The organism is Burkholderia puraquae, assembly GCF_002099195.1.
GTDB classification, from domain to species: domain Bacteria; phylum Pseudomonadota; class Gammaproteobacteria; order Burkholderiales; family Burkholderiaceae; genus Burkholderia; species Burkholderia puraquae.
The window spans coordinates 88,742-102,474 of the sequence record NZ_NBYX01000002.1 but is presented as its reverse complement, the minus strand read 5'-3'; the positions used below and the strand labels follow the sequence as shown (position 1 = coordinate 102,474).

Annotated in this window: 8 protein-coding genes and 1 pseudogene; 6 read left to right on the top strand and 3 right to left on the bottom strand. The window is 68.7% G+C overall.

Translation table 11 applies throughout. The features are described from left to right. Positions 1 to 15 precede the first annotated feature (15 nt). From B7G54_RS04860 to B7G54_RS04855, 3 genes are all read left to right on the top strand, one after another. Positions 16 to 1,386 (top strand): flagellar hook-length control protein FliK, encoded by a 1,371-nt coding sequence (locus B7G54_RS04860; RefSeq protein ID WP_085038060.1) that lies wholly within the window; start codon positions 16 to 18, stop codon positions 1,384 to 1,386. Between the two features lie 175 nt (positions 1,387 to 1,561). Continuing rightward, positions 1,562 to 1,717 (top strand): hypothetical protein, encoded by a 156-nt coding sequence (locus B7G54_RS38935; RefSeq protein ID WP_006481665.1) that lies wholly within the window; start codon positions 1,562 to 1,564, stop codon positions 1,715 to 1,717. A gap of 173 nt (positions 1,718 to 1,890) precedes the next feature. After that, a complete protein-coding gene (locus B7G54_RS04855) occupies positions 1,891 to 2,370 on the top strand; it encodes a GNAT family N-acetyltransferase (protein WP_085038059.1) in 480 nt (159 codons plus the stop codon). A gap of 174 nt (positions 2,371 to 2,544) precedes the next feature. Here B7G54_RS04855 and B7G54_RS04850 read toward each other — a convergent pair whose 3' ends face one another. Continuing rightward, positions 2,545 to 5,376 carry a heavy metal translocating P-type ATPase gene (locus B7G54_RS04850; RefSeq protein ID WP_085038058.1) on the bottom strand — a complete coding sequence of 944 codons (2,832 nt, stop codon included), beginning with the start codon at positions 5,374 to 5,376 and terminating at the stop codon, positions 2,545 to 2,547. A gap of 213 nt (positions 5,377 to 5,589) precedes the next feature. Continuing rightward, positions 5,590 to 5,706 (bottom strand): annotated as a pseudogene (locus B7G54_RS37975) (toxin-antitoxin system HicB family antitoxin); the annotation flags it as partial. A gap of 322 nt (positions 5,707 to 6,028) precedes the next feature. Here B7G54_RS37975 and B7G54_RS04835 point away from each other — a divergent pair. Next, positions 6,029 to 7,465: a DUF1254 domain-containing protein gene (locus tag B7G54_RS04835; RefSeq protein WP_085038057.1), complete on the top strand. Its 1,437-nt coding sequence runs from the start codon at positions 6,029 to 6,031 to the stop codon at positions 7,463 to 7,465. Between the two features lie 148 nt (positions 7,466 to 7,613). Then, positions 7,614 to 11,396: a DUF748 domain-containing protein gene (locus tag B7G54_RS04830; protein ID WP_085038056.1), complete on the top strand. Its 3,783-nt coding sequence runs from the start codon at positions 7,614 to 7,616 to the stop codon at positions 11,394 to 11,396. Between the two features lie 59 nt (positions 11,397 to 11,455). On the opposite strand, the gene B7G54_RS04825 is transcribed toward B7G54_RS04830, so the two are convergent. Beyond that, entirely contained in the window at positions 11,456 to 11,680 is a 225-nt protein-coding gene (locus B7G54_RS04825) for a hypothetical protein (protein ID WP_027790361.1), read from the bottom strand. Between the two features lie 306 nt (positions 11,681 to 11,986). Here B7G54_RS04825 and B7G54_RS04820 point away from each other — a divergent pair, with 306 nt between their 5' ends. Further along, complete coding sequence (locus B7G54_RS04820; RefSeq protein WP_425266452.1) at positions 11,987 to 13,660, top strand: alkaline phosphatase family protein; 1,674 nt, start codon at positions 11,987 to 11,989, stop codon at positions 13,658 to 13,660. The last annotated feature ends 73 nt before the right edge of the window (positions 13,661 to 13,733 follow it).

The following is a 13,733-nucleotide window of genomic DNA, read 5'->3' as shown; positions in this document are numbered from 1 at the left end:
CGCCATCTGATTTCCATGACCGAATCCGTTTCCACGCCTCGCTCCCGTTCCCGTTCCAATCGTTCGTCGGCCCGTTCGCGCCCGCGCTCGGCTGCTGCCGCGGGCAGTACCGCCGCGAGGGCGACGGCGCGATCCGGCAGTGCGCCGGCCGAGGCGTCGCGGGACGAACGGACGCTCGACCTGTTCGGCGATCCGGTGCTCGAGCCGGGTGAGCGCGTGCCGGTTGCAGTGCGCGAGGAAGCGGTTGCGGAAACCGAAGCGGCGGCCGGTGTCGCGGACGATGTGGCCTCCGGGCGGCAGGCCGCGCTGGACGGGTTTAGCGTGCCGGAAGATGTGGCCGCGGCTGGAAATGTGGAAGCAGAAGAAGGTGCGGTGACGCCGGAAGTCGTGGCGGTGGCGCATGGCGTTTCGTCGCCTGAAGGTGCGGATGTCGCAAACGCCGACGTCGTGCCGGCTTCTGGCGGTGTGGCAATCACGGCAGTCGATGTTCCTCTGGCCGATGGCGTCGCACTGAAGGCCGCCGATGTGCCTGCGGTCGACGGCGTCGCGATGGTGGCGACCACGCTGCAAGCGGCCGATGGTCCTGCGGCGATGGCGACCGAATCGCAAGCGGTTGGTGTTGAGGTCGAGAAGGCTGTTGTTGTCGCCGCCGCCGCCAAATCCCGTGAAGGGCGATCTTCCGGTGACACCGCGAAGGAGCGTCGGTCGTCGTCGGGCGGCAAACGCCGGGCGGCTGCCGGTGCAAGCGATGCGGCAGCGGCGCAAGCCGCAGCGGTCGGGACGAGCGGCGACACGGCGCCGGAAGCGGCCGCGTCGAGCCCGGCGCCGGACGCGGTGTCGACGGTCGAGCCGCAGACGTCGGCGCAGTTGGCCAAGCCGGCAATCACCGCGAACACCCGTGACGCCGCGCCGCAGGCCGACGCCACCGTATCCCCCATCACACAGCCGGTGGCTTCCGCTGCCTCCTTTGTCACGAAGCCGTCGGCGGAGCGCGCGCCACCGGCCGCGCCGGCCTTCGATCCGGATACGCACCTGCGCCCGCTGACCGACCGGCTTGCCGCACTGCAGGCCGACGTTGACGGCCTGACGCGCACGGCCGATCGCGAGATGCGCCGCGTCAACCGCCTGCTGCTGGCGTTGGCCGTCGTCGTGCTGGCCGGGCTCGTCGCGCTGGTGCTGCAGACGCGCCAGATCGCGCACCTGAAGCAGGACGTGGCCACGAAGCAGCAGCGGATCGATCGCCTCGCGGCCGATCTGTCGACGCAGCAGGCAACGCTGATGACGCTCGAGGAGCATCACGAAGCGCTTCTGTCGCAAGTCGACCGGCTTCAGCGCAACGCGAATCGCGAGGCGGCCGTCGCGAAGCGTGCTCGCCGCACGCGTTAATTGCTTCGACCCTATCCTGGAAGCCCGACGGAGCAAGGATCGCCGTTCTGCATCGGCGATCGCCCGTCGTGCGCATGCGGCAAACTGATGCGGTGTGCTGGCAGAGTTCAGGGAAAACCCTTAGAATGGAGTCAATCTAAGGGAAAACCCTAGCCACATCTGTCAGGAGTCTCACATGAGCTTCATCCTCGCCCTGCTGCAAAAGATCGACGACCTTTTCGTGTCTCCGCACCTGCCGCTCGACGCTGAATATTCGTACGCCGCGCGTCGTGCCGAAGCCGAGCGCGTGCGCCGTGCACACCTCGTGCCGATCGTCCTGTACCGTCGCTGATTCGCTGATTCGCTGATTCGCTGATTCGCTGATTCGCTGATTCGCTGATTCGCTGATTCGCTGTCGGCGCGGCGCCCGCCGCACCTGCCTGCCCGCTTTCCGCCGCCGCATCGCGCGCCTGCGCGACCGTCCCGCTACACTGGAAGTCCGATTCCGTTCACGGTGACCGGGCCATGCTGCAGATGCGGCCGATGACGGCCAGCGAATTCCACGCGTACCGCACGCGAGCCATCGACGGCTACGCGCGCGATCTCGTTTCATCCGGGCAAAATGCTGTCGAAGACGCGGCCAGCCGGGCGCGCGCCTGTTTCGACACGCTGCTGCCGGACGGCCTGCGTACCGCCGGCCAGACCCTCGTCGTGCTCATCGACGGCGCCAGCGGCGACGTGGTGGGCGACCTCTGGTATGCGATCGTGCCCGAAGGGCCGAACCGCACGCTGTTCATCTACGACCTCGACATCGCCCCGTCCCGGCGCCGCCAGGGCTGGGCCACGCGCGCGCTCGAGGCGCTCGATGCCGAGGCACGCCGGTATGGTGTCACCGAGATCGGGCTGTCGGTGTTCAATCACAACGCGGCGGCCCGCGCGCTGTATCGCGCGTGCGGCTTCGTACCGATCACGACGACCTTGATCAAGCCGGTCATTTCGGACTGAATCCACCGGCCGGCGCCGCGTCGTCATGCGCTGACGACTCGACTCGCCGCGACTGGCCAACGCCGGCCGACCTCACGATCCTTCCTGTCCGCCAAGCGCCAAGCGCCAAGCGCCAAGCGCCAAGCGCCGAACGCCGAACGCCGAACGCCGTCCGGCAATCGTCACCTGCACGCGTCACCGCGCGCGGCCCTTCCATCTCCGCAACAGCAGCGCGTTGGTCACGACGCTGACGCTGGAAAACGCCATCGCCGCGCCCGCGATCACCGGGTTCAGCCAGCCGAGCGCCGCGAGCGGCACGCCGACCAGGTTGTAGACGAACGCCCAGAACAGGTTCTGCTGGATCTTCCGGTACGTGCGTCGGGAGATGTCGATCGCGTCGGCGACGAGCGCCGGGTCGCCGCGCATCAGCGTGATGCCGGCCGTGTGCATCGCGACGTCCGTGCCGGTCGCCATCGCGATGCCGACATCGGCTGCGGCGAGCGCGGGCGCATCGTTGATCCCGTCGCCGACCATCGCGACGACTCCGCCGTGCGTGCGCTTCAGCTCGGCGACGACGCGCGCCTTGTCGTCGGGCAGCACCTGCGCATGCACCTCGCCGATGCCGAGCGAGGCTGCGACGGCTGCCGCGCTGCCGCGGTTGTCGCCCGTCACGAGCACGCTCGCGATGCCGCGCGCCGACAGTGCCGCGATCGCGTCGCGGGCGCCCGGCTTCACGGTGTCGCCGAAGGCGATCAGCGCGAGCAACGCGCGCGGCGCATCGGCGCGCATCAGCCACGAGATCGTGTTGCCCGCGCGTTCGAGCTCCGTCGCGCGGGTGTCGAGCGCGGGCGGCACCGCGATGCCGAGCTCGTCGCGCCAGCGCGTGCTGCCGAGCGCGAGCAACTGCCCGCCGACGCGGGCTTCCACGCCGCGTCCGGCCACCGCGCGTGCATCGGCCGCGACGGCCGGCAGCACCGCACTGCCGCGCGCGGCAACGTCGGCGTCGTATGCGGCGACCACGGCGCGTGCAAGCGGATGGTCGCTCTGGCGCTGCACCGCTGCCGCGAGCGCGAGCGCTTCGTCATGCGGCACGCCGACGGCTTCGAACGCCGTCACGGACGGCTTGCCTTCGGTCAGCGTGCCGGTCTTGTCGAACGCGATCACGGTCGCGCGCTGCGCGAGTTCGAGCGCCTGCGCATCCTTGATCAGCACGCCGTGCCGGGCCGCGACGCCCGTGCCGGCCATGATCGCGGCGGGCGTCGCGAGGCCGAGCGCGCACGGGCATGCGATGACGAGCACCGCGACCGCATTGAGGATCGCGGTTTCCGTGCCGGCGCCGGCGATCAGCCAGCCGACCAGCGTCAGCAACGCGATGCCGAGGATCGCCGGCACGAACACCTCGCTCACGCGATCGACGAGCCGCTGGATCGGCGCCTTCTCGGCCTGCGCGGATTCGACGAGGCGGATGATGCGCGCGAGCGTCGTCTCCGCGCCGATCGCGGTGGTTTCGACGACGAGCGCGCCTTCGCCGTTGATCGAGCCGGCCGTGACGGGGTCGCCGTCGTCCTTCGGCACCGGCAGGCTTTCGCCGGTGATCAGCGATTCGTCGATGTGCGAGCGGCCCGACACGATCCGGCCGTCGACGGGCACGCGCTCGCCGGGACGGATGCCGACGCGCGTGCCGACGCGCACCTGCGCCAGCGGCACCTCGCGCTCGACGCCGTGCTCGACGACGCGCGCCCGGTCGGGACGCAGCGCGTTCAGCGCGCGGATCGCGTCGGTGGTCTGGCGCTTCGCGCGCGATTCGAGCCACTTGCCGAAGCGCACCAGCGTGACGATGACGGCCGACGCCTCGAAATACAGGTGGCCGGGATGCGCGGGGTTGCGCAGCAGCATCCACAGGCTCAGCCCGTACGCGGCCGACGTGCCGAGCGCGACGAGCAGGTCCATGTTGCCGGTGCGCGCCTTCACCGCATGCCAGGCCGCGCGATAGAAGCGCGCGCCGTAGCCGAACTGGACGATCGATGCGAGCATGAGCTGGAGCCAGCCGGGCAGCATCAGGTCGATGCCGAACGGCGCGACGAGCATCGGCGCGACGAGCGGGGCGCTCAGCACCGCAGACCAGATCACGAGATCGCGTTCGCGAATCGCTTCGAGGCGCTTGCGGGTGTCGGGATCCTGTTCGGCGCTGGCAGGTTGCGCGTCAATGCCGGCCGTGAGACCGGCCGATGACGCGGCGGCGAGCGACGCGCGGTAGCCGGCGGTGGTGACGGCCGCGATCAGCGTGGCGGCGTCGAGGGCGCCGGCGCCGTGCACCGACCCGCGCTCGGTCGCGAGGTTGACGGAAGCGCGCGTGACGCCCGGCACGGCGGCCAGCGCTTTTTCGACGCGGCCGGCGCAGGACGCGCAGGTCATCCCGCCGATGTCGAGTTCGAGTTCGGCGGGCGTGGTGGCGGCTGCCGGCAGGATCGCCGCGCCGGCAACCGGTGTCGCGCCATAGCCGGCTTGTTTCACGGCTTCGGCGAGCCGGGCGACGGTAACGTCAGGCGCGGCATCGACGGCGGCGCGCTCGGTCGCGAGATTGACCGACGCGCGCGTGACGCCCGGCACCTTCGCCAGCGCCTTCTCGACGCGCGACACGCACGACGCGCAGGTCATCCCGTCGATGTCGAGTTCGATGGTGCTGTCGGCCGGAAGCGGGCGGCTGGTAGTGGAAGCGGCTGCGGCCATCGGCGTGGGCGACGCTTCGACAGGATGGGCATGCGCTGCCGTGGCGGCTTCGAGCACCGGTGCGCGCACGGCAGCGCGGTAGCCGGCTGCGCCGACCGCATCGACGAGTTGTGCGGCGTCGACCGTTTCCTGTGCAGTCACCGCCGCCGCGTGCGCGTCGAGGTCGACCGTCGCTTCGACGACGCCCGGCACAGCGGCCAGCGCCTGTTGCACGCGGCCCGTGCAGCCGCCGCAGTGCATGCCGTCGACGCTCAGCTCGATCGTGTGCAGCGCTGCGGAGGTAAGTGGTTCAGTCATGTCGGATTCCCTGAATGCGCGGCTCATGCCGCGAATGATTCCAGTATCAACATTCCCATGATGGTAAGGTCAAGCGGTACATGACGATGCGACGCAAGGCAGGCGGATCGGCACAAGGCCATCACTGTTCACAGGGTGCCACGGCTGGAAAAAGCGAACGCCCGGCTTCCGGGCGGAAAGCCGGGCGTCATGTGTTTGCACACCGCCGCGTGGTCACGCGCAGAGCTTGGCGCTCGCGAGACGGCTCCGGCTGACGCCTTGTTCGGCGGCCTGGATCACCCGCGCGCGGTGAGCCTGCGGCGGGATGCGGACCCTGAATTCGCCGCTGTAGCGACATCATCTGTCAATCCGGATGGCGGCTCGATCCGCGTTGCGACGAAGCCGAAGCAGGTTGAAGCCGCCACGATGCCGCCCCAATTTTCCTGACGATCCGACGAAATATTTCGGACCCGCCCGGCCCGCGGATACGCCCCACCAGCTATTCGGCATATTGGGGGATGCCCGTAGGCGCTATGATACCGGCCTGACATCAGCGCCCACCGTGACGAAACGTAGCGAAACGGTTATCCGGGCAGGCTGGGGTGCCTTGCTTTCGGCATTCGCAAGTCGAACAAGGCGTTGACTGAAAAGAACGATATTCGGCCAGTAATCGATGATTGAAAACCAGCAGGAATCAGTTTCTCTGCGGCGCGCGTGCGCGTCGCTGGCCATGGTGGCGTTGCTAGCGGGGTGCGCGTCGCAACCGGACGCGATCCAGCGGAAAACCGGCTGGATGCGCGCGGAAGTTGCCGACTCCTATGTCTATGCGTATCCGCTCGTGCTGATGGACGTCGCGAAGGAAGCGGCGACGGGCGGCGACGGCGCGCAACCGGGGCAGGCGCCGCTCAACACGCTGCGCCACGCGCAGGCGCTGCCGCCCGTCGGCGCGGTCAATCCGCCGCTGCCGGGCGTCGACACGCTCGACTCGACCGGCTGGCTCGACGTCGCCGCCGAACCCGTGATCGTCACGCTGCCCGACACGCGCGGCCGCTACTGGGACGCGCGTGCGCTCGACATGTGGACGAACGTGCTGTGGTCGTCGTCGAGCGTGGGCGCAAGCGGTGCCCGTGGCGGCGCGCGATCGCAAACGATTGCCTTCGCCGCGAAGGACTGGCAGGGCACGCTGCCGAAGGGCGCGGTCCGGATCGACGTCCCGTCGGCCAACGCGTGGCTCGAAGTCCGGCTGCAGACGAGCGGCGGGCGCGACCTGACGAACGTGAAGAAATTGCAGCGCGCGATTCGCGTGGTGCCGCTGTCCGTCTACACGGGCGCCGCGCGCGGCGCGTCGGTCGCGGTCCATGCGGGCAGCGCGCCGTCCGAAGCGGTGGGCGGCGGTACGCCGGCCGAGCAGGTGGCGTCGCTCGACCCCAAGGCGTTCTTCGCGCGCTTCGCACAGGCGCTGCAGGACAACCCGGCGCCAGCCGACGATGCGCACGCGCAGTCGTTGCTCGCCGACATCGGCGTGTCGGCCGGCTACCCGGTGCTGTGGACGGGCGACCGCCTCGCAGCTGCGACGGCCGGCGTCGCCGAGGCGCGCGCGCGACTCTCGACCCCGCCGTCGAACCTGCTGAACGCGAACGGCTGGAGCTGGATCGGCGATACGGCCGGCAAGTACGGGCAGGACTACACGCTGCGTGCGTACGCGGCCTACACGCAGTTCGGCACCGCGACGCGCGACGACGAAACGCTCGCGGTCGTCCGCGTCGACAGCGACGGCCATCCGCTGAACGGTGCGAACCGCTACGTGCTGCATTTCGCGCCGGGCGCGCTGCCGCCGGTGCGCGCATTCTGGACGCTCACGCCGTACACGACGAGCGGCGCGCTGCCCGACGTCGGGTCGGCGCGCCGCTCGCTCGGCGATCGCGACCGGCTGCGCCGCAACCACGACGGCTCGATCGACATCGTCGTGTCGGCGTCGCCGGGCGGCACGCATGCGGCCAACTGGCTGCCCGCGCCGCGCGCCGATTTTGCGCTCGCGTTGCGCCTGTACGCACCGAAGCCGAAGGCGAGCGACGGATCGTGGATGCCGCCCGTCATCGTCCGGAAATGAACGGATGACCGGCGGCGTTGTCCGACCGGCGGGCGCGACGGCGCCCGAACCCTGTACCGTCACCTCCTGAGCCTATACTTTCGGGATAGCGTGCGCGGCCGCCCGGTTGTCCGGTGCGGCCTGGCATCCCATCCCGAGGCATTCAAGCATGGCAAGCGCAGACAAAGAAACCGTATCCTCGACCCTCCATGCCCTCGGTGGCGTTGCACGCTCGCGCCGGACCCGCCGCATCGGCATCGGCCTGCTGATCTTCGTCGTTTTATTCGGACTGCTCGGGTTCTTCGCGGCGCCGCCGCTGATCCGCCATATCGCCGAACAGCAGTTGACCAAGCAGCTCGACCGGCCTGCCACGATCCAGCGCATCGCGCTGAACCCGTACACGCTGAACCTCGAAGCCGACGGCGTCCATCTCGGCGACAAAGGCGGGCAGGGCGACTTCATCGACATCGCGAAGCTCATCGTGCGGCCGTCGTGGTCATCGCTGTTCCGCGGTGCGCCGATCGTCAATGAGATCCGTCTCGACTCGCCGCGCTTTCATATCGTCCGCTACGACACGCAGCGCTTCAACTTCACCGACCTGATCGAGAAGTTCTCGACGCCGTCGCCCAAACCCGAAAGCAAGCCGACGCAGTTCTCGGTGTCGAACATCCAGGTCAACAACGGCCGGATCGATTTCGACGACCGCCTGCTGAACGAAAAGCACGTCGTCGACAACTGGACGCTCGGCATTCCGTATATCGCGACGCTGGCCTCGAAGACCGACATCTTCGTCGAGCCGAAGCTGCGCGCGCGCTTCGACGGCAGCCCGATCTCGATCGACGGCAAGACCAAGCCGTTCGCGCAGTCGCGCGAATCGGAGATCGCGCTGAAGTTCGACCGCCTCGACGTGCCGAAGCTGATCTCGTACGTGCCGGCGAAGCTGCCGGTGGCCGTGACGAGCGGCCTCTTGAGCAGCGACCTCACGGTCAATTTCGTGATGAGCGGCGAGACGCCCGCGCTGCGCGTATCGGGCACCGTCGACCTGAACGATGCGAAGGTGACGGACCACGCGTCCGCGCCACTGTTCGCCGCGCGCGGCGTGCACGTCGCGGCCGCCAGCCTCGAGCCGCTGCGCAACGCGATGCACTTCGACGAGATCCGGATCGACCAGCCGGTGGTCGACCTGTCGCGCGACAAGCAGGGCGTGCTGAACGTCGAGAAGCTCGCCGCACAGCCGGCAGCTGCACCGAAAGCTGCCGAAGGCAAGCCCGCGGCGTCGGGCGCCGCGGCCGCTTCCGCCGCGGCCGAAGCCGCCGCCAGCGGCACAAAGGCCGAAGCCGACGCGAAGGCGGCGCCGCCGCTCGACCTGACGATCCGTCATTTCGCGATCGACGGCGGCACGGTCAACGTCGACGACCGCGTGCCGGCGACGCCGACCGCGCTGTCGCTCACGAAGCTCGCCGCGACGCTCGACGGCTTCTCGATGCAGGGCAAGACGCCCGCGAAATACACGCTGTCGACGTCGCTGTCGCGCGGCGGCGACGTGACGGCCGAAGGCACATTCAATCTCGCGGAGAAGCAGGCCGAGAGCAAGCTGACGGTCGCCGCGCTCGCGCTGCCGGTGCTGCAGCCGTACCTCGGCGAGGCCACGCGTGCGCGCGTGCTCGACGGCACGCTCGGCGCGACCGTCAACGCGAAGGCCGACTGGGGCAAGACGCCGCTCGCTGCGCAGGTTGCCGACAGCACGATCAGCCTGAAGTCGCTGAAGATCGCGACGCCCGACGCGAAGGCGCCCGCGATCGTGTTGCCCGACGCGAGTGCGAAGATCGCGAAGGTCGACGTCGCCACGCGCACCGCGGAGATCGCGAGCGTCGACGCCAGCGGGCTCGCGCTCGACGTGCAGCGGCTGAAGGACGGCAGGATCGACCTCGCGGCGCTGGCCGAACCCGCGCAGGCGTCGGTGCCGAAGCGCACGGTCGCGCGCAAGGCCGAGGCCGCGGCACCGTCGTGGCATTACCGGATCGACGCGCTGAACGTGAAGGGTTCGTCCGCGAACTTCACCGACCTGTCGACGCCGCGCCCGGTGAAGCTGGCGATCAAGCCGCTGGACCTGTCGGTGCAGAAGATCAGCGACGACATGACCAAGCCGCTGCCCGTGCAGTTGAAGGCGACGCTGAACCGCAAGGGCTCGCTGAACGTGACGGGCGACGTGACCGCACAGCCGCTGAAGCTCGGCCTGAAGATCAACGGCGACCGCCTCGACGCGGCCGCGTTCGAGCCGTACTTCGGCAGCGCGCTGAACGCGACGATCGCAAGCGCGCTGCTCAACGCACAGGGCAACCTGACGTTCGCGCAGGTGAAGGACGCGCCGCGCGCGACCTATCGCGGCGACGTTGCGCTCGTCGACGTGCGGATGCTCGACAAGGCGACTTCCGACCCGTTCGCGGGCTGGCGCTCGCTCGCGCTGACGAACCTGAAGGCGAACTACGACGAGAAGGGCACCGACGTCGACGCCGCGCGCGTGACGTTCTCGAACTTCTACGGCCGCGTGCTGCTCGATGCGCAAGGACGCCTGAACCTGAAGGACGTGGTCGCGAAGGAAACAGGCCCCGCGCAGTCGCTCACACGTGACGCGAGCAAGGGCGAGCCGGTGCCGCTGTCGCCGCGGGCCGCATCGGCGCCGGCGGTCGCGCAGCAGGCATCCGCGCCGGCCGCTGCGTCGGCGACGGTGGTCGTGAAGGCCGCGACGCCGCCGCAGAACCCGGTGCGGATGCATTTCGGCGAGTTGCTGCTGCAGAACGGCCGTGTCACGTATACGGACAACTTCATCAAGCCGAACTACACGGCGAACCTCATCGCGATCAAGGGCACGGTCGGCGCGTTCGGCACGGATTCGACGACGTCCGCGCCGGTCGACGTCGCCGCGAACCTCGCGGGCAACGGGCCGATCTCGATCAAGGGGTCGGTGAACCCGCTGATCGAGAAGCCGGCGCTCGACCTCACCGCGACCGCGCACGACATCGAGCTGACCAACCTGACGCCGTACTCGGCGAAGTACGCGGGCTACCCGATCACGAAGGGCAAGCTCAACGTCGACCTGCATTACGAGCTCGCGAACGACCAGCTGAAGGCGAACAACCACATCTTCATCGACCAGCTCACGTTCGGCGACCACGTGGAGAACGACACGGCGACCAAGCTGCCGGTGAAGCTCGCGATTTCGCTGCTGAAGAACACGCGCGGGCAGATCGACGTGAACCTGCCGGTGTCGGGCTCGCTGTCGAATCCGGAGTTCAGTGTCGGCGGGCTGATCTGGCGCGCGGTGCTGAACCTGATCGCGAAGGCCGTCACGTCGCCGTTCTCGCTGCTCGCGCATGCGTTCGGCAGCGGCGGCGAGGATCTCGGCTATGTGGAATTCGCGCCGGGCTCGTACCAGCTCGACGACGCGCAGCAGAAGAAGCTCGACACGGTGGTGAAGATGCTGACCGAGAAGCCGTCGATCCGCCTCGACCTGATCGGCCGCGTCGATCCGGCGAAGGACACGTCGGGGCTTGGCGACGCATACGTCGATCGGCTCGTGCGCCAGCAGAAGCTGAAGGACGTGGTCGGGCAGGGCGAGAGCATCGACCCGATGTCGGTGAAGGTCGAGCCGGCCGAGTACAGCAAGTACCTGACGCGCGCGTACAAGGCCGCCGACTTCAAGAAGCCGCGCAACCTGGTCGGCCTGCAGAAGACGCTGCCCGACGCCGACATGAAGAAGGCGCTCGCCGACCATGCGCCGGCCGACGACAACGCGCTGCGTGCGCTCGCGCAACAGCGCGCGCAGGCCGTGCGCCAGTACCTCGATGGGAAGATCGATTCGAGCCGCGTGTTCGTCGTCGCGCCGAAGCTCGATGCGAAGGGCATCGAGGACAAGGGCGCGACCACCCGCGTCGACTTCGGCCTGCAGTAAGCAGGCCATCCGCCGCCGCTGTGTCCGTTCATCCGTTCGGGCGCGGCGGCGTGCTGCGTTCAGCGCGCGGCGATCGCCGGTTCTTCGCGCTTGCCCAGTTCCTTCTTCGCGGCCAGCGGCAGACGCGCGTCGTCCCACTGCGCCAGCCATTCGACTTCCTTCGCGGTGAACACCTGTCCGTAGTTGCGCAACGCGTACTGCAACGCGTCGACGACGTGGTGGCGAATGATTTCGGGGGTGCGTGCATCGTCCAGCACGAACCGGAGGGCTTCCAGGGTCGACATACTCGTGCTCCGGGTCAGGGAAAACCCTTTATCACACGCCAATAGTCATGCGCCAAGCGCGAAAAAAATTCGCGCGGCGGACGACCGCGTGCACCGTGCACCGACCCGGTGCGGACATCGTGCGCGCACGTCGTCACGTGCGCCAGGCCACCTTGCATTGCGACCGCGTCGTGTCGCTTGCGATTGGTTACGTTTGATAGAAAACAGAAAGCCCCGCTTCATGCGAACGCCCCACGATCCGGCGATATTTTGCGCGCCTGATGGCAAGTCACGCAGTTCAACATCAATCGATGAGGTGGGGTGATCATGTCTTTCCTTGGTAGGCAGCGGAAATGGGTGGGGATGGCGGCGGGTGCGCTGGCGCTCGCCGGCGCGGGTGCGCACGCGGCGCAACAGGACGGCAACAGTCAGGGCGAGGACCGCGGCCACGCGAGCCGCGTCGTGAAGCACGTGCTGCTGATCAGCGTCGACGGCCTGCACGAGCAGGATCTCGCGCGCTGCATCGGTGCGAACACGTGCCCGAACATCGCGGTGCTCGCGCAGCACGGCGTGACGTACACGAACGCGTACACGCCGGGCCTGTCGGATTCGTTCCCGGGCCTGGCCGCGCTCGTGACGGGCGGCTCGCCGAAGACGGCCGGCCTGTTCTACGACGTGTCGTACGACCGCAACCTGTACGCGCCGGGCGACACGAGCTGCTCGGGCAAGCAGGGCTGGAACGTCGTGTTCGACGAGACGACCGGCATCGATGCCCAGAACGGCGGCGCGCTGGTCCACCTGAACGGCGGCGGCGCGTTCAACCCGCAGGCGATCCCGAATGCGAAGGTCAACGGCAAGTGCGTGCCGGTCTATCCGCACAACTACGTGAAGACCAACACGGTGTTCGAGGCCGTGAAGGCGGGCATCCCGAACGCAACCACCGCGTGGGCCGACAAGCACGCATGGGGCTACGACTGGCTGAACGGGCCGTCGGGCACCGGCGTCGACGATCTCGCGCGCACCGAGATCAACTCGATCGACCCGGCGACGCAAACGGACTACACGGACGTCTATTCGCATACCGCGCAATTCGACAACCTGCACGTGCAGGCGCTGATCAACCAGATCAACGGCCGTGACTCGACCGGCACGAAGAGCGCGCCGGTGCCGACGCTGTTCGGCGCGAATTTCCAGACGCTGAGCGTCGCGCAGAAGGCGCTGGTGACGAAGGGCGGCGGCTACCTGGATGCGAACTTCACGCCGAACGGGCAGGTCGCGAACGCGATCACGTACGTCGACAACTCGATCGGCCATGTCGTCGCGGCGCTGAAGCAGGCGAACCTGTATGCATCGACGGCCGTGATCGTCACGTCGAAGCATGGCCAGTCGCCGACCGATCACACGAAGCTCGTGAAGAATGGCGACACGCTGACCAAGCTGCTCGAAGCGAACAACTATTTCGACCCGAACGGCAACTTCGGCCAGAACAACACGAAGACGGGCAACCTGAACGACGGCTCCGGCCTGGTCGGCACGGGCTTCGTGCAGACCGACGACGTCGGCCTGATCTGGCTGCGTGACCGCAACCAGCGCACGGCCGTGGTAGAGACGCTGAAGGCGAACCTGAGCTGCAACGCGCCGGGGATCTGCGCGGACGGTGCGCAGGCCTACATCCTGTACGGCGCGGCGCTCGCCGAGCGCTTCGGCGATCCGGCCAACGGCCGCACGCCGGACATCGTCGTCCAGCCGAATCCGGGCGTGATCTACACGTCGAGCATGAAGAAGGACGAGGAGCACGGCGGCAACGCGCCGGACGACAGCCACCTCGGCCTGCTCGTGTCGTATCCGGGCCTGCATCGCGCCCGCACGGTGACCGACACGGTCGGCACGAAGCAGGTCGCGCCGACGATCCTCGGCCTGCTCGGCGTGAACCCGCGCCTGCTGCATGCCGTGGTGGCCGAGAATACCGGCGTGCTGCCGGGGCTCGGTATCGGTCGCTGACCGATGCCTGCCGGACGCTGCCGCCAGGCGGCGCCCGGTACGGGGCGCGCGGCGGCGCGCGTCCCGCCGCATG